Raw genomic sequence first — 23,518 nt, 5'->3', positions numbered from 1 at the left:
GAGGGTTTGAGGGGCGTTAAATTGCAAAAAAAGTTTGATTTGAATACTTAATAATCAAAAATTTACCAACTTGGGTATAGTAGGGGCGTATTGCATACGCCCTATTAACACAATACCTTAAAAGATTCTGTCCTGATGTCTAAAGATTAATGACACTACCTTAAGAAGTAGCCTGTCAATATAGGCTTTACAACGAACTTAAATCTACCATCCATGGCAGCTTCGCACTGGATTGCCACGCATCCATGCTCGCAATGACATCCTATGACTTGTCATCCGTAAGGCAAGATGGCGTGAGGATCCAGTGCGAAGCTGCCATGGATGGTTAGTGATCCTGCTAAAGGTAGTGCCATTAGTCTAAAGATAGATCGAATTTAACTTGATTATAGGTTTTGACCTATATAAAATGTGAGCTATAATTTAAAGAAGGAAGTATTTATGTGGTCAGTTATAACAACTGATTTGTTTGATGGTTGGTATGATGCACTAGATGACACCGATAGAAGCAACGTCTTAGCTTCTATGATTGTATTACAAGAAAGGGGGCCAGCACTTTCTAGACCATATGCTGACACCATTAAAGGCTCAAACCACAAAAATATGAAAGAGCTAAGAGTCCAAAGTAAAGGTAAGCCAATACGTATATTTTTTGCTTTTGACCCAAAACGAAACGCTATTTTATTATGTGCTGGAAATAAAACAGGTAAAGATAAAAGATTTTATGAAGTTATGATACCCATTGCAGATAAAGAATTTACGCTTTATTTGACTAAAAATAAAACGCAGGAGTAAGACATGGCTAGAACACTTAAACAGATACTTGCTCAAGAAAATGAAAAAGTTGTCACAAACGCCAAACAAAAGGCAGAGGCTATACTTTTGGATATACATTTATCTGAGCTTAGAGAAAAAGTAAATAAAACACAGGTTGAATTAGCTAATATACTAGGTATTAAACAGCCAACAGTTGCGGAGATGGAAAAGCCTGGGCGTGATTTAAAGCTATCTTCATTAAAAAAATATATTGAAGCTACTGGCGGAAAGTTAAGATTAGATATTGAACTTCCAGACGGCACACACTATGGCTTTTCTGTTTGAAACTAGGGCTAATTCAACTGATTTACTTTTAAACGCTTGTGTGTAGCGAGATTTTGCCATTTTTTGCTCCTCATTCTGGTGGACTCATTGTCCCAAATTGAGGGGTGTATCATTATTCTAAATGATGATTCTTATTGATCTGTGCGATGATCTTATCTTCTTCTTTCCAACGTTCGATCAATGCACGGCGATCTTTAGCAAGATAAGTATAAACCACAGGAACAACGAAAAGGGTAAAAAGCGTACCAATTGTCATGCCCGATGCAATCACAATACCGATAGATTGGCGACTTACAGCACCGGCCCCTGTGGCAATGACAAGTGGAATAACACCAACCACCATTGCAGCCGTTGTCATCAGAATGGGACGCAAACGAAGAGCAGCTGACTTTAGAATTGCTTCTACCTTGCTATAGCCTTCTTCTTGCAGTTTATTGGCAAACTCTACTAACAAGATCCCGTGTTTACTAATCAGACCAATTAAGGTGATCAAACCAACTTGCGTGTAGATGTTAATAGATGCATAGCCTAAATTAAACAATTGCCCTAGATACAGTGGAATTAACGCACCACAAATCGACATCGGTACACTGATTAAGATAATCAATGGGTCTCTAAAGCTTTCAAACTGTGCCGCAAGCATTAAGAAGATAACAATCAGTGCAAATAAGAAGGCAATAGCCATTTGGTTGCTGTTTTCTAAGAACTGACGCGCGGAACCGGCGTAATCATGCGTATAACCTTGAGGTAATTCTGTTTTAGCAAGGTTTTGCATATATTCAATGGCTTGACCTTGGCTAACGCCCGGTGTAGTTACTGCATTAATGGTTGCTGAGTTTAATTGTTGGAAACGGTTTAAACTCAATGGCACACTTTGTGTTTTAAATGTCACAATAGCTGACAATGGAATCAGCTTACCATTTGTGGTGGTAATGCGAATTTGTCCAAGCTGTTCTTTGGTTAACTTAAGATGATCAGCAAGCTCAGGAATGACCTGATAGCTATAACCAAGCATGCTAAAGTAGTTAACGTAACCACCAGAGTAAGCATAACCAAGGGCTTGGGCGATTTGCTGCATGCTGATACCTAAAGAGGCAGCCTTTTCGCGGTCAATTTTCACAATCATTTGCGGGTTGTCAAATTGTAGATCACTTTGGGCAAAGACAAATAGTCCACTTGACATCATTTTGTTGATAACATCATTAGCAATGCCATAAATACTTGGATAACTATTAACGGATTGGATGACAAACTGCATCGGTGGACCAAATGAAATACCTGGTAGCGATGGCATTTCAAAGGTGTAGATCTGTGAACCTGCGACATTATTGACAAGGTTTTGCAGTATGGGTTTTATTTCCATTTGCGTTTCTTTACGCTCACTCCATGGTTTTAAGACGACACCGCCAAAACTGCTATTACTTTGTGGATAGCCATTAACAACAAAGGTCGACTCAACACCTGGTAAGCTTTGCATATCTTTATAAAGTACAGGCGCGAAGGTGTTTAAATAATGGATGTTAGCCGGAGAAGGTGCGGTTCCTTGAATCCCAATAAATGCTTGATCCTCCGTTGGCGCTAACTCTGACTTGGTGCCCATAAATAATGAGTAGCAACTGATTATAACCACTGCACCAAATAAAATCACGACAATACGTACACTCATTACAAGACGCAAGGCACGTTCATAAGCATTTTTGAGTTTTTCAAACAGCTTATCAATAAACTTAACTGTTTTTGCTTCAGTAATTGATTTAGATAATACTTTTGAGCACAACATGGGGGAGAATGTATAAGCAACAATCCCAGAGATAACAACTGCCCCTGCTAATGAATAAGCAAACTCTGTAAATAAAATGCCAGTTAAGCCGCCCATCATGCCAATGGGTAAATAGACAGCAACAAGGGTTAATGTCATTAAAATTACAGGGTTGGCAATTTCCCTAGCACCTTGAATAGATGCCTCAAAAGGAGTGGCGCCTTCTTCGATATGTCGATAAATGTTCTCGAGCACAACAATCGCATCATCAACCACCAGACCAATGGCAAGCACCATTGATAAGAGTGTTAATAGGTTAATAGAAAAACCCATTAAAAACATCAGTAAGAAGGCGCCAATCATTGACAAAGGAATGGCAACGACGGGGATAATAACCGATCTAAAGGAACCAATAAATAAGAATAAAACAACGGTTACAATGATAATGGCCTCAATCAGTGTTTTTACAACATCTTCAATAGAGGCTTTAATATAAGTGGTGTTGTTGTAGACAATATTCATGTTCAAGCCAGTTGGTAGACTTGCTTTAATGGTTGGCAAATCTTTCATAATACGATCAACAACGGTTAAGACGTTGGCATCAGATGCAGCAACAACACCGGCAAAAACACCATATTTACCGTTAAAGCTGACATTAGCACTATAAGTTTGCGCACCGAGTTCAACTGTCGCAACATCGCCAAGACGCACGAGATTGCCATTCTCATTTTTTACCACTAATTGTTTATAGCTTTGCGCGTTATCTAGGTTGGTAGTCGGGTTTAAAGTGACATTGAAATAAGGACCTTTAATTTGTCCGCCGGCAGCAATTAAGCTATTGGCTTGCAAGGCCTTGGCAATATCATCAGGGGTGACATTAAAACGTGCCATCTTGTCGTAGTTTAACCAGACACGCATTGCATAATTCTTTTCACCCCAAATCATAACGTTGGAAATGCCACCTAAAGATTGTAGTTTAGGCGTTAGCTGATTTTTAATATAAGCAGTAATTTCTTGTTCATTTAAAGCATCACTGGTAAAGCCCAAAATAAGGGATGGAAATGAATTGCCCGATTGCATATCAATCGACGGGGATTGTGCACCACTTGGCATGACATTTTGTACTGCATTGACTTTTTGAACCACTTGACTCAAGACATTATTAGGATCAGCGCCAAGTTTTACGTTAATTGTTAAGGTGCTTAGACCAAGCACACTTTGTGAGGTCATGTAATCAATGCCATCTGCAGCCCCCACGGATTGCTCTAGCGGGGTTGTGATAAAGCCTTGAATAACTTCAGGGTTGGCACCTGGGTAGGCGGTTGTTACAATAATGGTTGCATTGTTCATATACGGGTACTGACGTACCTGCAAGGTAAATGCGGTTCCTATCCCAGCAACGAGTATCAGTAAGCTGATTACCGTTGATAGCACAGGCCGTTTTATAAAAATATCAATAAAATGCATATGCCGTTTTCCTATGGATTGTTTTTGAAGTCAACGTCATTATTGATAACAACACTAACACCATTTTGCAGTTTGTTTTGACCAGAGGTTGCAACCATATCACCAGCTTTAATGCCTTGAACGATAACCTTATTGTCATTGGTCATGGTTGTTTTAACTGGAACCTGCTTGGCGGTATATTGTTGTTTGCCTGTTGATACGAGTTGGACTTGACCATCTTTCATAGCACTGTACTCAGACATCACCGGTTTCCCATCTTTGAAATCTGGCGCAAGTACATAAACTGTTTCACCATAAAGGGTGTAGCTTACCGCATTGCGTGGGATAATGATGGTGTTTGGAATCGGTGGTAGAATTAAACTCACATCAAGGAACATACCAGGATAGATTAAATGTTGTTGATCTTTATTATCAAAGGTTGCCTGAATGTTAAGCGCTCTGTTGTCACTCGTGATTTGTGAGTTAATGGCAGTAATTTTTGCTTTGAAAGTAACCCCTGGATAAGCGTCAGATGTAAACTCGATCTCACCACCGACTTTGACATTACTAAAGTTATTCTGTGGAATACTAAAGTCGATATAAATTGGAGAGATTTCAGTCAATGTTGCCGCACTGTTGCCAGCACTGAAGTATTGACCTAAGCTGATTTGACGCAAGCCAATTTTGCCATCAAATGGTGCTTTTACTGTGCGATAGTTGATATCAGCCTGAATTGACTCAACATTAGCAAGATTGGCATTGTATTGCGCCTTTGATTGATCTGCTGTTTGTTGTGAGACGGCTTGACTTTCTAAAAGATCGGCATCACGTTGGTAGGTGATTTTAGCAAGTTCCAAATCAGCTTGTGCTTGTTTTAACTGTGCTTGTAATTGTTGCGTATCAAGTGTGAATAATACATCACCTTTTTTAACCATTTGTCCGGCTTTAAAAGAAATGGTTGATACCAAACCAGAAGCTTGAGCGGTAACATTGACATTTTGAATGGCAACAGCTTCACCAATGGTTTTCACACTTGGATACCATGTTTCAGATTTGGCGGCAGTCGCCGTGACTTCAGGTGCTTGCATTTTCCAAGTTGCCATGGCTGAAGCCTTTTTACCATTAACAAAACTGGCAAAGCCAAAAATGCCGCCAAAAATAACGACAAGAATGGCGATGACGATAATAAAAGCTTTAATAAGCTTTTTCTTGGGTGCTTTTAGGGAGAGTTCAGCCATGATTTATCCTTCTGTTTTCATATTTTTTGTTTTATTTATTGAATTGCGATGGTTATAAAATAGAAACTGCCAAAAATGTAGCGTACTAAGTACGATAAGGATAATAAAACTATAACTTGCCATACTTAAGCCAAACAATTGCCAGTCAACTTGTGAGCAGTCAGGCCCACTTGTGAAAAGCGACTTTAAGAAATCAAGAAAGGGTAGGTTATGAAATAAACTATCGACACCCGCTTCACAGCTACCGACATATTCACTTGGATTTATCTGCATCCATACTTGCTTTAAGGCAACCAATGCACCAAGCAATGCAATTACGCCAAGGATAAAGCTATAAATGCGCACACCCGTTATTTTAGGTTTATGGATAAGCGCAACAAGAGAGAGAATGCTAATTAATAAAATAGCAAATTGTTGCAATAGGCACATCGGACAAGGTTTTAAACCGGTTAGTTCAAAATAGATAATGCCAGCAATCACCAAAAGACCAATGATAAATGTTTTTAAATAGATTTGCGGGCTTTTAAATCCGTGCATAGTGATTTCCTTTAAATTCAAATTGCTTTGTGCGTTTTGGTTATTATAGAGTAAAACGTGCTTAGCATAGTAGATGCTCGCCGAAAATAATGACGAAAAGTTGTAAAAACACTAAAATTATGCCAATTTGACAATATTTGCATAGCTACTTACTGCTTCTTTAACCCCGAATTAGAACAGGCGTTCATTTTAGCGAGGGTTTGCAGTAAATCCAAAAGGGTTTGTGCATTTTTGTATTAAATGATGTTAATGTTATGAAACATGTGACAGTGATGTTGATTTTGAGATGGGTTTCATCTTGAAAGAAAGCGCTAAGCAAATACAGAATAAGACAATAATCAGTATAAATATGCGTTGATAGATTTCAGCCGGATAGATATGTGTGTTTTGCATTTGATGGCTACTGATTAGATGAATCAAAATGCCGACAATCTGAATGCTTATTGCTCCTAATAAAACTGAGAACATATTGGTGACCCCTAGAGCAATGCCTGAGTATTGACGTGGCACCAACAATGCCGAGCGGTTATAAGAGGGGATAATACCAGCATTGCAAATCCCATAGCAAAAATAAACAGCTTGCAATTGAAGCAGTGATAATCCAGGCACGTAAATAATCACAATCATTAAAATAAGGCACAGTAAAGCCGATAAGCGCATCAATTGTAGTGCGTTACAAATACTATTTAAAAAGCCAAATAATGGACAACCAAACACCATGCCAATAAAAATCAAACTGGTGGTAAATGCTGCATCAGTGTGTGTAAGCTCTCTGAAACTTGCAGTAAATGATGCGCCCCACATCTCAGCAAAAACCGTTGTCGGACCATACAAGCAACCAATAAACAAGCAGTTTAACCATAGTGCTTTATTGTTGACAACCTCTTTAATACCTTGAGATATTTTACTGCTGTTGCTAGCTGTGAATTGTTGGTTAGTCGTGCTGTGTTTACTCATCCAAAGCATAAGAAAACCGATGATAAAAAATAGTATCGCGAAACTAAGCATGGCAACTTCAACACCAACATGATGCACATAAATACTCATTGGCGCCTCACCAACCGCCGCACCAAGCATGCCCATGGCTTGAGTGATGCCAGTGAGCATGGCAAAGATGCTCGGCGTGAAGAAGTTGATCGCTAAACGCAGTGTACCAACAAACGCAAATGCACCACAAAATCCCATCAGCATGCGTGCAATAATGGCAAGTGTTAAGCTATTGGCAAGCGCGAAAATAATACAAGCAATACCAGTGATAAACGCTGCCAACATCATGACTTTTTTAGGACCAAATTTATCGGTAATCATCCCTACAGGGATTTGCATGAGGATATATGGATAGTAAAAAAAGGCAGATAAAGCGCCGAGTCCCGCGGCAGTGACTGAGAACTTGTCAGATAATTGAGGCAACATCACACTGGGAGAGACGCGCAGGAAATACTCGCAAAAGAAGAAAAATGCCCCCAAGAACCAGATGAATAAACTTAAATGTACTTTATTAGTTGCTATTGTCGCTTTCAAAATCTAATGAGCGTTTTTTTAAACGAAAAAACATTATGACTTTGCGCCAAGGCGATTGCAATGCGCAAATGCTAAATACTTTTGCATAATATGTAACGAATTTAAACCAGTTGTTTTTCTGCAGCCTCAAACACTGATTTAAAGTCAAATAGCACACTTATCGCTTCAAGCGATATAGGTTGAGGGGGTACATCATGCGCCACATACTGCTCATGTTAATATTAATATTTTTCCTCCTAGCACAATGAACTTTGATTGACCCTTTGTAGCGTTCCCAACGTACCCATATTGTTATGAGCAGCTGTTTAATAATTATGTGCAAAAAGACATTATAGAGTTCTTAAAACTGGGAAAGCCTGATGTTGTCATTCGGCTTGTTGGGTTGCTTGCGCATAGTTCTGGTCAGCTACTCAACTTTCAGCAATTGGCAGCAGACTGCCATGTTAATGTAGCAATGCTTAGAAATTATATTGATATTTTGGAGCAAACTTTTGTTATTCAGTTAATAAAACCATTTGTGGGCAATAAAAGAACCGAGCTAACTTCCAATCCAATTTGTTACTTTATCGATAATGGTTTTAGAAACAAAGCGCTTGATAACTTTCTCCCTTTGGAGAATAGAACGGATATGGGTTTATTAGTTGAAAGCTTTGTCTTTCAAGAATTACTTAAGTTCAAGGCGCAATATAGAAAACCATGGCAAATTCACTATTGGCGTACAAAAGGTGGAGCGGAGGTTGATTTTGTGTTGAGTTATGGCGTTGATCAGGTTATTCCGATAGAGGTGAAGTATAGAAATATGACAAAATTAACCATTACGCGTGGCTACCGCTCTTTTATTGAAGTTTATCAGCCTAAGATTGGATTTGTTGTTAGCAAAGATCAAAGAGGTTTAGTGCAAATACTGGATACCAAAATACATTTTATCCCATTAGAGGCTTTGCCAAAACTGTTGGATTATTTATAGCTATGTTATTCGTAAGTTTGATTAAATAGCTCAACCGCAAACCCATTGACTGCGCGTGTATTCTGATCAAAGTAAACCCCTATTTGATAAATCGGTAACCCGAGATGCAAAAATTTATGGGCATAGTTTTTATCGATGATTTGTTGCGTTAACTAGTTTAATCTGTCGTTACGTAATTTAAAATCATCATCAACAATAAGTATACTATTCATCAGTATTTACGTATGAATTTTTGTACGCAGTATAAACGAATGGTTGCTTTTTATGAATATAAATCAATCATTAAAAGTATAGATAAAAAACGAAGGCTCTATTTGTGGTTCTCAGTGCCTAAAATGTCGAATACCGGTAAACACCATAGCAATACCATGTTCATTAGCCGCATCAATCACTTCTTGATCACGCATTGAACCACCGGGTTGGATAATGGCATTAACGCCTGATTTGGCAGCGGCATCGATCCCATCGCGAAAGGGGAAGAAAGCATCTGATGCCATGACTGATTTTTGGAGACTTAAGCTAGCATCTTGTGCTTTTTCAATGGCAATTTTAGAACTAAATACGCGACTCATTTGTCCAGCACCTATACCAATCGTCATATTGTCTTTAGCATAAACAATCGCATTTGATTTAACAAACTTTACGACTTTCCAAGCAAATAGCAGGTCTTGTAACTGTTGTTCACTTGGTGTTGTATGAGTAACGACTTTTAATTCACTTTGATCTAGTTGATAGTTATCTTTATCTTGGATCAAAAGCCCACCTTCAATCTTCTTAAGCTCAAACTCAGCAAGATTTGGTTTTTGATCATAGCCGCATGCCAATACACGAACATTGGGTTTAGTCGCAAGTGCTTTTAATGCTAAATCATCAACTTCAGGGGCAATAATTACCTCAACAAACTGCTGATTGATAATTGTTTGTGCCGTTGTCGCATCAAGCTTCTGGTTAAAGGCAATAATGCCGCCAAAGGCTGAGGTTGGGTCAGTTTGAAAGGCTTTTTGATAGGCTTCGGTTAATGAACTAGCTACCGCAACACCACAAGGATTGGCATGTTTAACAATAACACAAGCAGGTAATTCAAAGCTCTTAACACACTGTAAAGCCGCATCAGTATCCGCAATATTATTATAAGATAATGCTTTACCTTGCAGTTGTTTTGCCTGTGCCACTGATGCATTAGGATAATCAGGCTCAATATATAAGGCAGCTTGCTGGTGTGGATTTTCACCATAGCGCATCACTTCGGCTTTGTTAAATTGCAGATTAATGGTGTTAGGGAAGCTCTCTGTTTTCTCACCGGTTGCCGGATGTAATGCACCTAAATGATTAGCAATCATGCCATCATATTGTGCGGTGTGTTCAAATACCTTGCATGCTAAGCTAAAGCGTGTCGCAACGTCTAAAGCGCCATGATTGTCATTTAGCTTGTTTGTAATATCGTTATAGTCATTAGGGTCACAAATAACGGCAACATCTTGATGATTTTTTGCTGCTGAGCGCAACATTGTCGGACCGCCAATATCAATGTTTTCAATGGTTTCGCTGAAACTGACATTGGGTTTTTCAATGGTTTGCTTAAACGGATATAAGTTAACAACGATTAAGTCGATATTTGGGATATCGTGCTGTTGCATAACCGTTTGATCGATATCGCGTCTGCCGAGAAGTCCACCATGTATTTTGGGATGCAAAGTTTTGACACGTCCATCCATCATCTCAGGAAAGCCAGTGTAATCTGATACTTCAATCACGGGGATATTGGCATCTGTTAATAGCTTGGCAGTGCCGCCGGTTGATAATATTTCAATGTTGAACTTTTGCAGTTGCTTGGCAAAGTCAACAATCCCAGTTTTGTCAGAAACACTAAGCAAAGCGCGTTTAATTGATCTCACGAGATTTCGCTCCAAAAGAGTACGTTAAAAGCGAAGTGATTTTATACTTATCACAAATCATTTTACAGTCTTTTTTGCTTTGCATTTTGTATTTTATGATCACTTTTGATCGAGTTGATAGCCTTTGGGTATGTTTGTGGTTAGTATCTGTAACAAGGAACTATTGAGCGTTGTTGACAGTGATTTTTTATGATCAAATAAACATTGATAAGTTAGCGTGATATTAATGAGTCGAGCCTCATCCGTGTCAGGCTGCTCATGAAGATTAATTAATGTTGATGTTAATGTATTTAACTGTGGTTTAGTTAATGTTTCAAGATAGTCATTAAGATCTTTTTCTAGCGTGGTTTTTAACTCAGTGATATTGAGATGTATATATTGTTCATATGTCACTTTAAATTGAATTTTACCTTTAAAAGGTACAGCGGGTTGTGAGTAATTAATAATAACAGCAGTAATTGCGGTGGCATTCGGGATGCGAATGTATTTTCCCTTGGTTTTTTTGTCACTCGGTGGGTATTCTGCCAATGTATAATATAAAGGCCCCAAGCGATAAACATACCCTTCTTGACCTTGAACCTCGATATAATCACCCTCACTAAAGAGATCGCGCCACATGATAATAAATGAGCCAATAAAATTCATAATTGTCTCTTTATTAGCAACAACTAAACCAGCACCCACCAAACCTAATGCAGTGAGAATATGACTAAAGTCACTAATCCATATTTTTAGCACGCAAAAGACAAAAATAGCAATCAATAGATAACGAAGGCGTGAAAGTTTGCGTTTTAGCTTGGTTGTGTTATCAATTTTCCGTGTAAAATGCCATTGTAAAAATCGATATAAAAAATACATTACTAGCGCAATAGCAAGACTTTGTATTAAGCCAATAACTAAGTGATGTGAGAGAAAGCTATAAATTGTCACACTAAACTCCATGTTATAGATATGTGTATTAGTATAGATTAGAAATGAAGTTGCCGTAAATGATTTAGCTTTGTTCGTTCATCCAAGTTTCTAAAATAACACAAGCGGCAAATGCATCGACTTTAAGGTGACGGTTAGATTTGTTTTGCACTTCCTCTAGACGCCAACGTGCCTCACGTGTTGAGAATGTTTCTGAGATTAAGTGCACGGGTTTTTGATATCTAAGTTCAATCTTTTGCGCAAAGCTGCGTGCCTCTTCAGTGATTTTCGTTTCTTGATCTTTAGCGTCTATGGGCAGCCCAACAATAATATCACTTGGGCGCCATTGTTTAATGATCTTATCAAGCGCCTGCCATTCGGGCTCGCCTTTTTTGGCTGCAATGGTTGCAATTGGAGTTGCTGTTTTAGTAATCATCTGTCCACTGGCAATACCTATGCGTGATTTGCCATAGTCAAGTCCGATTAACTTACGCATGACCAAAGCTACAAGCAAGCTGTGCTGGGCTTCTTAATCCCGCAAGATTAAAAGTCTGCTCCCATTTATACTGATCTTCTTTTGCAAATAGGATGTCGTAATTGATCTGAGTATTAAGCCAGCTATTTTGTTTAATTTCAGTTAATAGCTGGTTTTGTTCCCAGCTAGCACAACCGGCGATGACGAGATACTGTGAAGGGGTATTGTTTTGTGCAATATCCTCCAAAATATCAGGACTTGTGGTGACGACAAGTTCGTCAGTAATTTGAATACTTGCCTTGTACTTTGGCGTATGTAGTGCGCGATAAAGGACAAAAATGTTATTCATGTTTACCGGACCGCCAACATGAATGGACTTATTTAAGATATTATGGTCAGTTTTGCTGTAATCGATATTAAGCTCTTTAAAAATATCTTTAAGTTTATGTTTAAGCGGCTTGTTGATCATAAAGCCCATTGCTCCTTTGTTATTGTCTTCACACATGACGATAACGGAGTGTTCAAATGCATTATCTTGCAAATTAGGCATAGCAATTAAAAATTGACTTGTTAAGCTATAAGACATGTTCGATTTGCTTAAGTGTTTATTCGTTAGCGATGATTTTAATCAAAGTTGCCGTTGGAGTCATATTAAATGATCAAAAAAATCAAGTTTTTTTGACTAAACGTAAATTAACTCAGGATTTAGCCGGACTTTGGGAGTTCCCCGGTGGCAAACTTGAAAACAATGAATCACCAGATTTGGCACTTAAGCGTGAGCTTAAAGAAGAGGTTGGTATTAATGTTACTGAGTTTTCACCATTATTGATTAAAGCGCATCACTATCAACATAAGTCAGTCGAGCTTCACTGTTTTGTGATTATGCAATATCAAGGAGTAATTGCGCCTCAAGAAGGGCAAGAGGGGAAGTGGGTGAGTGTAAACAAGCTAAATACAGACATCATGCCTGAAGCAAATCAGGAGATTATTACTGTACTTAAAGAGTATCTGTCAAAAATGAAATCAGTTTATTAACTATTTGCTAAATATTTCAGCAAGAGTACGGTAAATATTGCGATGAAACCTTGCCTCAAGTAATCCCAACGCCCCTACGACATCATCACGGGCAAAGATATTGCTTAATTATTTTATTGCTATTGGCTTTTGCCACGCAAATTAATTGATCAGATATCGGTAACTATATCATTTTCTGTAATATAAAAGTTATCAAATAAATTAATGGTTGGATCACAGTAAATAATCTTCCAAATCGCCACGAATGTCATTCTCAGAAATGGCAAAATCGCAAGCTGAAGCGTGTGCCTTATGAACGCTATTTCTATCTTTGGTGATCAGTGGATGCCAATCAGGTAAGGCTTTACCGTGATAACGGCGTTTATAGGCACAAGTTTCAGGCAACCAATGCTGGGCATGTTTCAGATGATATAAATCCAGTTGCAAACAATCAGGTACGATCTGTTTACGCTTGGGGTAATTTGTGCATTGGCATGTGCTGCAATCTAAAAGTTTGCAGGCAACTTTGGTGTAATAAATTTCATCGGTTTCATCATCTTGTAGTTTATGTATGCAACATAAGCCACAGCCATCGCAAAGCGCTTCCCATTCAGCATCATTTAATGCTTTTAAGGGGTATAAGTGCCAGAAATTATCACGTAAAGACTTAGAAGACATGGTTGTTTAGCTTTTAGTGTGTACGTTCAACGGCAATATGTGCTAGTGCGATCAGTGCATTTTTGTATTCAGACGCAGCAAGTATATCTAGCGAATCAATCGCCGATTGCGCAGCTTGTTGTGCTTTGCTAATGGCATACTCAATTGCACCACTGTGCTTAATAATATCAATAGTCTTTGTCATCTCAGGATGGTGACCTTGCTCAATCGCTTGACGAATAAGTCGTTGATCTGAAGCTTGTGCATTGTTGAGTGCATAAATAACAGGTAGTGTTGTTTTGCCTTCGGCTAAATCATCACCAATATTTTTGCCTAGTGTCTCGCTATCTGCAATATAGTCCAGTACATCATCTGCGATTTGAAATGCATTACCAAGATGAATACCATATTGATGTAATGCTTTTTGTTCTCTATCACCTGCGTTGGCGATTACACTGGCGACATCGCAAGCCGCTTCAAAGAGCTTAGCGGTTTTGCAGTATATAACTTGCAGATATTGTTCTTCGGTGATATCTGGATTGTTGCAGTTTAATAGCTGTAATACCTCACCTTCAGCAATCTTATTGGTTGCATCTGCTAAGATTTGCATAATCTGCATTTGATTTAACTCAACCATCATTTGAAAGGCACGTGAGTAAAGAAAATCACCGGTTAGGACTGAAGCAGCATTGCCAAAGACATTATTGGCAGTGTCTTTGCCGCGACGCAATTCAGATTCATCAACTACATCATCATGTAACAAGGTGGCTGTATGAATAAACTCAATAATAGCTGCTGCTTTGGTATGATCTTGCCCTTTGTAGCCAAGTGCACGTGCCACAAGCATCAGTAATAAAGGACGCAAACGCTTACCACCACTGTGGATGATGTATTGACTGATCTGATTAATTAAAACGACATCAGAGCTTAGCTGATCAATAATGACTTGGTTATTATTGTTGATGTCATCTGCGGATAACTGTTGAATTTGCTTAAGTGTTAACATTTTTATGCTTTGAGCTTCAAGTAAGTTGTTGAGGATAATTGTCATGGCTTCTAAGGTCAAGCGAATTACTGGAATCTGCGATGTAAAAAGCTACCAAGGATCACGGTGAAAATAAGCGATAAAATAAAAAGACCAATAATTGAAAACCAGTGCATAGTGACAAAGCAGCTTACTATTTTATGGATAAAAACGGTCAAAATGGCACTTGGTGCAATCAGGCGCAAACTTAAATTATAAAGTGCCGAGAGTTTGATTTTTGTTGCTTTATGTAATTGATAACTTAATTTTTGTGCGTCACAAATCCAACCAAAAATAATAATTTCAAGATAAGCAATAAAAAGAATAAGGCTAATAATCAATTCGGATTGAATGATTTCGTGTACTTTGTCTGTTAATACGTGTTGATAGATAATTGAAGCGGCTAGAAGCAAGATGAAAAACGGCAAATAAACATACCATTTATGCTTTGCGGTTGATGTGCTCAATCCCTTAAAGGTCTGACAAAGTAATAAAGCTGTTGTTAGTAAACAAAAGAAAAACATCCCAAAAGCTAATAAGTTGAGTGTATAGGCATATTGAAAACCCAGGACATCAGAAGCTGATCGACTGCTGTTGGTATATAGGCTTTGCATTAACGTAATGACGATGACTGTTATAATGCTACCGATGACAAATGCCCAACTGAATCGTCGAATAGAGCACTGTGCATTAAAGCAAGCTCCAAGTACGGAGTTAATCCCTAAGCCGATTAGCCCAGAAAACAGCGAAAGACTTAATGCTGATTCCCATACATCTATTGATGCCAGTAAATGGAAATTAGGTGTGAAAAAAGTACTCGTTGTAAGACTGGTATTAAATGTAACAGCATTCATTATGAATAAGCCAATTAAGCACGCCAGTCCAAGTGTTGCAAATGCGGAGCTTAATTTTAAAAAGCGCTCACGCGTCTGTGAGAAACCAATAATAACAACAATAATGGCGCTAAAAATAATGCCAATCAGTAAGGTGTAATTATCAATAAGATGTAGTGTTTTCTCTGCTGAATGCGTTGTATACCAAAAGCTAGTATAAACAAGGCTTGAGCTTGTCACCGATATACGTGCAATGACCATGATCAGTAATATTGCGGCAAGCACCATCGATAACAGAGCAATAAAGCGTAAACGCTGTGAACGTGCAGCGAAATGCAGGCTTCCTGTTAGCGGCTTTTTACTTAAAAAACCAGAGATGGTTTCAGAGACAAAAAGAGGCATGCTGATTAATATCAGCATAACGGCATAAGCAAAAACAAAGGCAATATTATTGAATGCTTGTGGATAGCTGCTAATCTGCCAATAAACAAAAATGCCAATGCTGGCAGCGACGATGCTTAAAGCGTAGAGTGCTGAACGTATCGTTGATGCTGGGTTCATGTTAATTCCTATCACTAAAAAATAAGCTTATGATAACAATACCATTTTGCTTGTCATCTAAAACCGTGCAATATTTAGCGTTATACTAATTACATAACACTCAAGGGAGACTTATTACGATGACGAATTTGTTTTATAGTAAACGTTACTCATTGATCAATGCATTAAAGGCAGTCGTTGCTAGTGCTATTGCTTATTTGGTGGGGCACTTATTAGGTGAATGGCTTAATGTTGGACAAATGTATGCGTGGATCGTGATTACTGTTTTAGTGGTCATGTCAAGTCAACCAAATTTAGGTGGCACATTAGAAAAAGCTAAAATGAGATTTTTAGGGACATTAATTGGATCGATATGCTCAATTATCATTATTTTAATCTTTCCGCAAATGTGGATTACTCAGCTTATATTAGGACTTGTGGTTATTGCAATGGGTGTTTTTACCGCAACGAATTCTAGCAAATATACCTATGCAGGTGTTTTAGGGGCTGTGACAGCAGCAATTATTTTATTCAGTAATGACGTTAGTTTAGCAACGGCTTGTTATCGCACACTTGAGGTGCTTATTGGCATTACCATAGCAATTATTGTTAACCGTTATTTTTTTCCTATTCATGCGTATAAACGCATCAATCAATCCTTTTGTGATACCGTTAACTGTATTGCTTCGTTAAATAGTCGGCTTTTTGCCGGTGGTGATTATGATGATGTCTTGGTTGAAATCTTTAGTCATTTTTCAAAACAAATCGCATTACAAAAAGAAATAATGCATGAAAAACCAAATATTGATCTTAAGTTATTAAAAGTGACAACGCGCCATCTGCGACAATTATATCGTTACACCAGTGTGATTTATGATTATATTGAGACCTATCCTGAAAAGCGTGAGAAATTTCAGCAAAATCCTGCGTTTAAGGCATTATATAATGAGATCAATCATACCTTCAAAGCCGTAAGTATCAGCTTTAAACAGAATGTTTTTGACCAAGGAGAATATCAAAAAATCATTACTAATCTAGAAGCACTACTTAAGGAGTTTAGTCAGTCAATGCGTATTCAAAGTGAGTTACGCCATGCCAGTGTGGTGATGTTCTCATTTAAAAAGCTTATTGATACAGTGCAGATGATTGAAGAGAATCAGAATATTCTTAGTGGAAAACGCTATTGATCAGTAGTGCGTAAACAAAACAGCTGACACAGAAAAAAACAAAGCCACAGATCACCGCATTAAGATAACGATCCTTTTTGGTGAGCGTTTGACCTTTTTTTATATTTAGGCGAAATAAAGCACGAGCTGCAAGCCACGTAATAATTATTGAGACCAATAATGAGATTAAAAAACTAATTAGCATATTATATATCATTTTTCTTTTATATTTACTTGCCATAAACATAATAATGGCTGTGGCAAATGCAAACAAGCCAATTTTTAAAAATGAATCAAGTTTAATCTAGCTTAGCGAATAATATAGTTTAGCACCAACCCCACCATGTTGTTTAAGAAGCTCAGCCGCTTTACCTGTGACAAACTCAATGCTTGCGCCACCGGCAACCGCGTCAACAATGAGCTCATCAAAATCTCCTGAGTCAATGGGGTATGGCAATAGCAGTTTTTTGACATTGTGATTTGATAATGCGCGCTTAACATCTTGAGTTTCAATGACCGCAGGTCCTTGGCGGTTATGACGAGATATGAGCTCTTCAACTGCTTCAAGATCATGTTCAGCTTCATAAGCCCCATTGTTAATCATTGCCGGTTATAAATAATGTTAATACAGTCATAAGTTAAGCAAATTTCACTCAGTTAAAAGGTTGGTTTATATTTCATGCACTCAATATTTTGGTTATATAAAGAACAAAAGGAGCTCGCATGAAATCTAACTTAAAGCATATCTCATCATTATTCGCATTGGCACTTATTGGTTGCGGAGGTGGCGGCTCTTCAGGCGGTGATAGCCCCACCCCATCACCTGTCAAAACACAGTTAAAAGCAGAACAAGAGATTAAAGCACCTGAAGTGATTCAATCAGGTAAAACAAGCGTTTTATCTTATAAAGTTATCAATCCTAGTGTTGAGCAAATTAAACTTGGTGCAATTGGTCAAGCAACAAGTAATACAACAGTTGCAATTGAAGGTTTTGAGACTCCAGTGACTGATGGCGTTAAGCTGACTTATGATTTGAGTTTACCACAAAACACTTGTTTTGATGATAAGGGGCAAGGACAGGCTTTGCAAGCAGGTGAGTATTGCAATATTGCTTTTCTAGCCAAGTTAGATGAACAAGTTGAGCATGAAACGGATAAACATTTAACATTGTCGGTAAAGACATCCGATAATGCAGAAGATCTAAAGATCAATCAGTCCTTAAAATTTGTTCCACAAAGTGATGCGCGTCTAATTGATTTATCAAAATCAACAAAAACAAGTGATTACCTTAAACCTGGTTCAACGGTAAGTGTTAATATTCATAATGATTCACCAGTACCGATTAATGCGCTCAATATCCAGTTACCAGATTGGTTAGGAGAGATTGCTTTAAATCGATCATCTCAACAAATTGATGAATTACCTAGTGGCAGTGACTTTCGTTTTACATTTGAGCTAGCCATTGATCAAAAAACCATAGATACATTGAAAGCACATCAAGATGACAACATTGATATTATTATTGAAGCAGCGAATGCAAAAGATAATCATGTGGTTGATCTGAAGGTTTCAACCTCAATTTTGGATAGTAATGATGTCACGTTTCAACAACCTGAAACACAAAAAATCACTTATACCAATACCACGGACGTTAATTTAAATATTGGCTCAGTTAAACTTGACGACAATATTGCTGGTATTTCGATACAAGAGAATAATTGCCAAGCTTCATTGGCAGCACATGGTTCTTGTCATATTACTTTGGAGGCAGCTGATAATGCGCATATTAGTGATGCTTCAAAATCTGCACGTATAACGCTTGACTATACTACGAATCAGGGGCTTGAGTTGAGTACTCAAAATGACATAGCTATTGACCCAGTCGAGGTTGCTATTGAGAAAGATGTGCAGGCAAAACAAGGACAAACTTTTGATATTAACGTTACCAATAATGGTCCATTTAGCGCTTACTTACCAGAGATGTCACATTTTAGCATTACACAAAAAGATCAAAACGTAGCAGGACTGACAATTGATCCTGCTTCAAACTGTTTTAATGCAGAATTGGCGACGGGGCATCATGCCAAGTAACAATACACGCAACACAACAGGTTGTGCCAGATGGTTATATGTTGCATATCGATCAAGCAAACAACCTGATGTCAGAAGTTAATGAACCATTTTATATTAAGGCAGCAGCGGCTAATATCGTTGTTGAAACTGAGGATGGTTCTCCACAGTCTAATATGGGGGCAGTTAAGTTAACTAATAATGGTGACACTAAGATTGAAGATATTGTGCTAGAACTCAGTGCGATGCCAGAAAGCGTCATGTTTTATAACGGCAATAATGGTAGTGATCCAAGCTATAACACAACATGGTGCAGCGCTGACATCTGTCCAGACTACTGCCAGATCAATGAGGGTAAGATAAGTCTTGATACAGGTGATGCTTGCCATTTATATATGTATAGCCCAAGTGATATCGATGTAAGTGCAGCACAGCTGACGATTAATGCACTTGGTCAAACGTATGGTTTTGATTTAGGAAAAGATAAAGCCTTGTATGTTGAGATGCCTGATATGTCTAAATACTATGCTCTTTATCATATGAGTAATAATGGCGTTAATCCCGATAACGTTAGAAAATATTTACATTCAGGTCAAATTGATCAACTCTATTGGTTAGAGAATGATTCTGATCATAATACACTTGCTGTGATAGCTGAAGACGGGCCTTCTTGGGATCGACAAAAGCATTTCGAGTTATTAAAAAATATTAATGGAACTTGGGTTAATCTTAATTTTCCATATAGTCAATATAACTACCTTGGTGTTAGAGTAGTAACGAGTGATAAAGGTGACATTCATGCGTTTGTCTCAGATAAATCATTTAGCAAACTTATTATGCTAGTTGGTAAGCTTGAAGATTCAACTTATGCATGGAATGAGATTTTTTCGATAGATGGTAAGGTATATCCGATAGATGATACAAATGTTTGGTTAGACCAATACAATAATTATTATATGATAAGTAATGAACATAATGCATTTACTAAGATTAATACGTCAGGAGGGATAGAGCCGCTATATCTTTCTCAAACAACCTTAGAGCAAAGCTTTTACTTTAAACGTGATGACTATTTAGCTGTAATAGATACTGAAAAAATGGATCCATCACAATATCGTATTAGTTTGGTTAATCACAAAACGCAACCAGCAGAAGATGATGGTAGTGAAATAATCAATCATCCTGCCGCATCTTATTTATTTCCAAATTATTATAAGGCAATCGAATCAATACAAGTAATTCCAGATAGTATGTCCTTTTATGCGCTGGTTGATGCCGGACACAGTCATAAGACGCTTGCTCAATGTGATATTGATTACGAATATGGGCATTTTGGTGATGATATGCATTGTCATGAGTTAGCGGATATTCCAGCAGCAGCAACAAGCGCAAACAACTTAAAAGTCATTGGCAACTCAGTCTTTTTGATTGGTGAAAAGGTTAAAAAAGGCAGTGATCATGAAAATCAACTATCAATCTTTGAATATACAGATGATCAATGGCAGGCACTGAATTATACATCACCATCTTTTAACGCAGGTTATCAGATTACGCAACTGGGCTATCAATATACTTACCCAGTGATTCAGTGGCTAAAATCCAATGAAATAAAACTTTGATCTACCATTTGGGATGCTAGCATCTAAAGAGGCTCTGTAGCCACGTTGTCGCTCAAAATGCCAATTGCTAAATTCCATCATTTTAATAGTTTTTTATTAAATCTCTGATATGCTTATTTCTCTACATGGTTATCAGGGAATTTATATGACTCAAATTGAGACGCAACCTAAGTCACTTTATTATGCCATTGCACTAAATGTCTGGGAGTATTTTAGCTACTATGGTATGCGTGCGCTATTGGTGCTTTATCTAACACAAAAACTTTTATTTACCGACAATCATGCCTATGCACTATATGGTGCTTATACCGCACTTGTCTATGTCACACCTATCGTCGGTGGCGTCATTGCAGATCGCTATTTAGGCTATTATTGGTCGACCTTGTTAGGTGCTGCAACCATGGTCGCAGGGCACTTAGTGCTTGGCTTAGATGGTGGCGGCTTGTATTTTGGTTTAGCATTGATCATCTGTGGTTATGGGTTATTTAAAACCAATGTATCTTGTCTTTTGGGGGCGACATATTCAAGAGAGCACACTAAGCGCGATAGTGGTTTTGCATTAATGTATGTTGGCGGCAACATTGGGTCTTTTATCTCACCGATTTTATGCGCATGGGCAGCACAAGCATGGGGTTGGCATTATGGCTTCTTGTTAGCTGCCATTGGCATGGCGATTGGCTTGGTGATCTTCATAACAGGGCGTAGGCACTTTGTTGCAGGTAATGATCCGCAGTGGAGCGCATTAAAGGAAAAAGGGATATTAAGCATCAAAGTGCTGCCAATTACGGTGTTATTAATCGTAGTTTCTGCGGTATTTTTTAGCTTTGCTTTGTATTATTTGTTTGCCGGTTGGATATTGTTGGCATGTGTTATCGTCAGCCTGTATTTCTTGTTTTTCTTATTTATTAAGCTTGATGGAAAAGATAAAAGATCACTGTTGGCAATTTGCTTTTTTATGATATTTGGTTTGATTTTTTGGGCATTTGATCAACAAGGCGGGAGCTCGATTAGCTTGTTTATTGAACGCAATGTTGTTCGTGACTTTGATGGGTTTACCATTCCAGCGGCAGCGTTTCAATCAATTAATCCATTTGCCATTTTAATCGGTGGCGTGATTATGTCACAAGTTTGGTATTGGTTGATTAAAGCAGGCGTTAGGTTAAGCGCGCTGTTTAAAATCACCTTTGGCTTACTGTTTCTAACTTTTGGCTTCTTTATGATTATGATGGGTGCAAAAATTGCAGCGACCACAGATGGGCATGCTTCAATGATGTGGGTGGTTGTTGGTATGGCAGTTATTGGTTTTGCTGAGCTGTTTGTTGACCCTGTTGCTTTATCTGAGATTACACGCCTAAACCCCGGAGGATCGGTTGGCTTTCTGGCAGGTCTTTATATGTTGATAACGGGATCTATTGCGAACTATGCCGCAGCAGAAATTGCGACATTAACAAGTGTCGAAACGGTCAAAACTGCGGGAGATTTCTTAATTAAAAGTGCCAGTAATTACTATAATGTGTTTGGTGCGATTACCAAAGTTTCAGCAATCGCTTGTATCGTGTTAATCATGGTCTCTTTAGTGATGTACTTCGCTAGAAAGCAAAATGCCTAAGGATGTCTAAAAATTAGTGCACTGAGTTTGCAATCTGAAGACTCATCTCATAGAATAGATCAACTTCAATCAAGGTGATTTTTTCATGATTCCAGCAAAGCTTGTTTTACAGACCGGGGAAGTGTTCGAGGGCAAAGTGCCAACATGGGTTAAAGGCATTAATTACGGAGAGATTGTGTTCAATACCGGTATGGTAGGGTATACAGAAGTATTAACTGATCCGTCTTACAAAGGACAAATTGTTTGCTTTACCTATCCCATGATTGGTAATTACGGTGTTGAAAATCAAAAGCATTGGGAGTCGGATCAGATTCATGCTGCTGGTGTTATTGTTTCAGAGTTAGCTCCCTTTTATGCGCGAGTCCAAGGGGAGTCATCATTGCAAGCATGGTGTGAAAAATATAATACCCCAATCATTGCTGATATTGACACACGTGCCTTAACTAAAGTCTTGCGTCATCATGGTGTTGTTTCAGGTGCCATTGTCGTTGGTAAGGATCTGCCGAAAAAATATCCCAATATTAGCGATCTTGACTTAGTTTCGGAAGTGACGATTGATGAGCCACTAACACATGGACAAGGCGAGAAAACGGTCATTGTTGTTGATTGTGGTATGAAGGCAAATATTTGGCGTTATTTGTGTGAGTATTCTAATTTGACTTTGAAGCGTGTGCCTTATGATTATGATTACACCAAAGAATCTTATGATGGTGTGTTTATATCCAATGGACCAGGCGACCCTGCGCGTTGTCAAACCACTGCTAATGTATTAAAAGAAGCGATGGCAAAATCGCCACAAAAACCTATTTTTGGGATTTGTTTAGGGTCGCAAATCATGGGTATTGCGATTGGTGCTAAAACTTATAAGCTTAAATTTGGGCATCGCGCGCAGAACCATCCGTGCTTGTTAGAAGGAAGTAATCGCAGTTATTTAACCTCACAAAACCACGGCTTTGCAGTAGATGAAGCAACCATGCCTGAGAATTGGGAAGTCTGGTTTAGAAATCTTAATGACAATACCATTCAAGGGATTAAGCACAAAGAGTTGCCATACTCATCGGTACAATTCCATCCTGAGGCGGGGCCAGGTCCGGTTGACACAGCATGGCTTTTTGATCGATTTGTCGAACAACTGTAGGTG

21 protein-coding genes are annotated in these 23,518 nt (G+C 38.3%); 9 read left to right on the top strand and 12 right to left on the bottom strand.

All coding sequences use genetic code 11. From position 1 onward, the window contains the following. Nucleotides 1–438 precede the first annotated feature (438 nt). Nucleotides 439–792, top strand: coding sequence for a type II toxin-antitoxin system RelE/ParE family toxin (locus ACTS4L_RS07125; RefSeq protein ID WP_440615303.1), 354 nt, complete (start codon nt 439–441; stop codon nt 790–792). A gap of 3 nt (nt 793–795) precedes the next feature. Continuing rightward, entirely contained in the window at nt 796–1,098 is a 303-nt protein-coding gene (locus tag ACTS4L_RS07120) for a helix-turn-helix domain-containing protein (RefSeq protein ID WP_440615302.1), read from the top strand. A 112-nt stretch (nt 1,099–1,210) separates the two neighbouring features. Here the strand turns inward: ACTS4L_RS07120 and ACTS4L_RS07115 are convergent, their stop codons facing one another. The 4 genes from ACTS4L_RS07115 to ACTS4L_RS07100 all read right to left on the bottom strand — a co-directional run bounded on the left by ACTS4L_RS07115 (nt 1,211) and on the right by ACTS4L_RS07100 (nt 7,545). After that, nucleotides 1,211–4,324, bottom strand: coding sequence for an efflux RND transporter permease subunit (locus ACTS4L_RS07115; protein WP_440615301.1), 3,114 nt, complete (start codon nt 4,322–4,324; stop codon nt 1,211–1,213). An 11-nt stretch (nt 4,325–4,335) separates the two neighbouring features. Further along, nucleotides 4,336–5,541 carry an efflux RND transporter periplasmic adaptor subunit gene (locus ACTS4L_RS07110; protein ID WP_440615300.1) on the bottom strand — a complete coding sequence of 402 codons (1,206 nt, stop codon included), beginning with the start codon at nt 5,539–5,541 and terminating at the stop codon, nt 4,336–4,338. A gap of 3 nt (nt 5,542–5,544) precedes the next feature. Next, entirely contained in the window at nt 5,545–6,078 is a 534-nt protein-coding gene (locus ACTS4L_RS07105; protein ID WP_440615299.1) for a disulfide bond formation protein B, read from the bottom strand. Nucleotides 6,079–6,330: 252 nt separating this feature from the next. Further along, the gene (locus tag ACTS4L_RS07100; RefSeq protein ID WP_440651874.1) at nt 6,331–7,545 is read right to left on the bottom strand and encodes an MFS transporter; all 1,215 of its coding nucleotides are present in this window, start codon (nt 7,543–7,545) and stop codon (nt 6,331–6,333) included. A gap of 370 nt (nt 7,546–7,915) precedes the next feature. Here ACTS4L_RS07100 and ACTS4L_RS07095 point away from each other — a divergent pair, with 370 nt between their 5' ends. Continuing rightward, nucleotides 7,916–8,566 carry an ATP-binding protein gene (locus ACTS4L_RS07095; RefSeq protein ID WP_440615297.1) on the top strand — a complete coding sequence of 217 codons (651 nt, stop codon included), beginning with the start codon at nt 7,916–7,918 and terminating at the stop codon, nt 8,564–8,566. Nucleotides 8,567–8,889: 323 nt separating this feature from the next. Here the strand turns inward: ACTS4L_RS07095 and purH are convergent, their stop codons facing one another. The 4 genes from purH to ACTS4L_RS07075 form a co-directional block, all read right to left on the bottom strand. Then, nucleotides 8,890–10,461 carry a bifunctional phosphoribosylaminoimidazolecarboxamide formyltransferase/IMP cyclohydrolase gene (gene purH / locus ACTS4L_RS07090; protein ID WP_440615296.1) on the bottom strand — a complete coding sequence of 524 codons (1,572 nt, stop codon included), beginning with the start codon at nt 10,459–10,461 and terminating at the stop codon, nt 8,890–8,892. Nucleotides 10,462–10,560: 99 nt separating this feature from the next. After that, complete coding sequence (locus ACTS4L_RS07085; protein ID WP_440615295.1) at nt 10,561–11,391, bottom strand: mechanosensitive ion channel family protein; 831 nt, start codon at nt 11,389–11,391, stop codon at nt 10,561–10,563. Nucleotides 11,392–11,455: 64 nt separating this feature from the next. Beyond that, nucleotides 11,456–11,866, bottom strand: a complete 411-nt coding sequence (gene ruvX / locus ACTS4L_RS07080; RefSeq protein WP_440615294.1) for a Holliday junction resolvase RuvX — start codon at nt 11,864–11,866, stop codon at nt 11,456–11,458. Continuing rightward, nucleotides 11,859–12,431 carry a YqgE/AlgH family protein gene (locus tag ACTS4L_RS07075; RefSeq protein ID WP_440615293.1) on the bottom strand — a complete coding sequence of 191 codons (573 nt, stop codon included), beginning with the start codon at nt 12,429–12,431 and terminating at the stop codon, nt 11,859–11,861. The genes ruvX and ACTS4L_RS07075 overlap by 8 nt, the downstream gene beginning before the upstream one ends. Nucleotides 12,432–12,463: 32 nt before the next feature. Here ACTS4L_RS07075 and mutT point away from each other — a divergent pair, with 32 nt between their 5' ends. Then, the gene (gene mutT, locus ACTS4L_RS07070; protein ID WP_440615292.1) at nt 12,464–12,880 is read left to right on the top strand and encodes an 8-oxo-dGTP diphosphatase MutT; all 417 of its coding nucleotides are present in this window, start codon (nt 12,464–12,466) and stop codon (nt 12,878–12,880) included. A 213-nt stretch (nt 12,881–13,093) separates the two neighbouring features. On the opposite strand, the gene ACTS4L_RS07065 is transcribed toward mutT, so the two are convergent. The 3 genes from ACTS4L_RS07065 to ACTS4L_RS07055 all read right to left on the bottom strand — a co-directional run bounded on the left by ACTS4L_RS07065 (nt 13,094) and on the right by ACTS4L_RS07055 (nt 15,934). After that, nucleotides 13,094–13,537, bottom strand: coding sequence for a YcgN family cysteine cluster protein (locus tag ACTS4L_RS07065; protein WP_440615291.1), 444 nt, complete (start codon nt 13,535–13,537; stop codon nt 13,094–13,096). 13 nt (nt 13,538–13,550) lie between these two features. Beyond that, nucleotides 13,551–14,522 (bottom strand): octaprenyl diphosphate synthase, encoded by a 972-nt coding sequence (ispB, locus tag ACTS4L_RS07060; RefSeq protein ID WP_440615290.1) that lies wholly within the window; start codon nt 14,520–14,522, stop codon nt 13,551–13,553. Nucleotides 14,523–14,587: 65 nt separating this feature from the next. Then, nucleotides 14,588–15,934, bottom strand: a complete 1,347-nt coding sequence (locus tag ACTS4L_RS07055; RefSeq protein WP_440651870.1) for a hypothetical protein — start codon at nt 15,932–15,934, stop codon at nt 14,588–14,590. 119 nt (nt 15,935–16,053) lie between these two features. Here ACTS4L_RS07055 and ACTS4L_RS07050 point away from each other — a divergent pair, with 119 nt between their 5' ends. Further along, a complete protein-coding gene (locus ACTS4L_RS07050; RefSeq protein ID WP_440651868.1) occupies nt 16,054–17,100 on the top strand; it encodes an FUSC family protein in 1,047 nt (348 codons plus the stop codon). 283 nt (nt 17,101–17,383) lie between these two features. Here ACTS4L_RS07050 and ACTS4L_RS07045 read toward each other — a convergent pair whose 3' ends face one another. After that, the gene (locus ACTS4L_RS07045; protein ID WP_440651866.1) at nt 17,384–17,683 is read right to left on the bottom strand and encodes a hypothetical protein; all 300 of its coding nucleotides are present in this window, start codon (nt 17,681–17,683) and stop codon (nt 17,384–17,386) included. 119 nt (nt 17,684–17,802) lie between these two features. Between ACTS4L_RS07045 and ACTS4L_RS07040 the strand changes: the two genes are divergently transcribed. From ACTS4L_RS07040 to carA, 4 genes are all read left to right on the top strand, one after another. Then, the gene (locus ACTS4L_RS07040) at nt 17,803–19,170 is read left to right on the top strand and encodes a hypothetical protein (protein WP_440651864.1); all 1,368 of its coding nucleotides are present in this window, start codon (nt 17,803–17,805) and stop codon (nt 19,168–19,170) included. A 23-nt stretch (nt 19,171–19,193) separates the two neighbouring features. Then, nucleotides 19,194–20,768, top strand: coding sequence for a hypothetical protein (locus ACTS4L_RS07035; protein ID WP_440651862.1), 1,575 nt, complete (start codon nt 19,194–19,196; stop codon nt 20,766–20,768). Between the two features lie 145 nt (nt 20,769–20,913). Continuing rightward, nucleotides 20,914–22,377, top strand: coding sequence for a peptide MFS transporter (locus tag ACTS4L_RS07030; RefSeq protein WP_440651860.1), 1,464 nt, complete (start codon nt 20,914–20,916; stop codon nt 22,375–22,377). 85 nt (nt 22,378–22,462) lie between these two features. Next, entirely contained in the window at nt 22,463–23,515 is a 1,053-nt protein-coding gene (gene carA / locus ACTS4L_RS07025; protein WP_440651858.1) for a glutamine-hydrolyzing carbamoyl-phosphate synthase small subunit, read from the top strand. The last annotated feature ends 3 nt before the right edge of the window (nt 23,516–23,518 follow it).

It is taken from the genome of Cysteiniphilum sp. 19S12-1 (assembly GCF_052030685.1).
GTDB lineage: Bacteria > Pseudomonadota > Gammaproteobacteria > Francisellales > Francisellaceae > Caedibacter.
Note: the sequence above shows the minus strand (reverse complement) of the source record. Positions and strands in the feature narration are given on the sequence as shown.

Coding starts and splice junctions, on each gene's coding strand:
- ACTS4L_RS07125 (WP_440615303.1), top strand. CDS start 439: ATGTGGTCAGTTATAACAACTGATTTGTTTGATGGTTGGTATGATGCA.
- ACTS4L_RS07120 (WP_440615302.1), top strand. CDS start 796: ATGGCTAGAACACTTAAACAGATACTTGCTCAAGAAAATGAAAAAGTT.
- ACTS4L_RS07115 (WP_440615301.1), bottom strand. CDS start 4,324: ATGCATTTTATTGATATTTTTATAAAACGGCCTGTGCTATCAACGGTA.
- ACTS4L_RS07110 (WP_440615300.1), bottom strand. CDS start 5,541: ATGGCTGAACTCTCCCTAAAAGCACCCAAGAAAAAGCTTATTAAAGCT.
- ACTS4L_RS07105 (WP_440615299.1), bottom strand. CDS start 6,078: ATGCACGGATTTAAAAGCCCGCAAATCTATTTAAAAACATTTATCATT.
- ruvX (WP_440615294.1), bottom strand. CDS start 11,866: ATGCGTAAGTTAATCGGACTTGACTATGGCAAATCACGCATAGGTATT.
- ACTS4L_RS07075 (WP_440615293.1), bottom strand. CDS start 12,431: ATGTCTTATAGCTTAACAAGTCAATTTTTAATTGCTATGCCTAATTTG.
- mutT (WP_440615292.1), top strand. CDS start 12,464: ATGATTTTAATCAAAGTTGCCGTTGGAGTCATATTAAATGATCAAAAA.
- ACTS4L_RS07065 (WP_440615291.1), bottom strand. CDS start 13,537: ATGTCTTCTAAGTCTTTACGTGATAATTTCTGGCACTTATACCCCTTA.
- ispB (WP_440615290.1), bottom strand. CDS start 14,522: ATGTTAACACTTAAGCAAATTCAACAGTTATCCGCAGATGACATCAAC.
- ACTS4L_RS07055 (WP_440651870.1), bottom strand. CDS start 15,934: ATGAACCCAGCATCAACGATACGTTCAGCACTCTACGCTTTAAGCATC.
- ACTS4L_RS07050 (WP_440651868.1), top strand. CDS start 16,054: ATGACGAATTTGTTTTATAGTAAACGTTACTCATTGATCAATGCATTA.
- ACTS4L_RS07045 (WP_440651866.1), bottom strand. CDS start 17,683: ATGATTAACAATGGGGCTTATGAAGCTGAACATGATCTTGAAGCAGTT.
- ACTS4L_RS07040 (WP_440651864.1), top strand. CDS start 17,803: ATGAAATCTAACTTAAAGCATATCTCATCATTATTCGCATTGGCACTT.
- ACTS4L_RS07030 (WP_440651860.1), top strand. CDS start 20,914: ATGACTCAAATTGAGACGCAACCTAAGTCACTTTATTATGCCATTGCA.
- carA (WP_440651858.1), top strand. CDS start 22,463: ATGATTCCAGCAAAGCTTGTTTTACAGACCGGGGAAGTGTTCGAGGGC.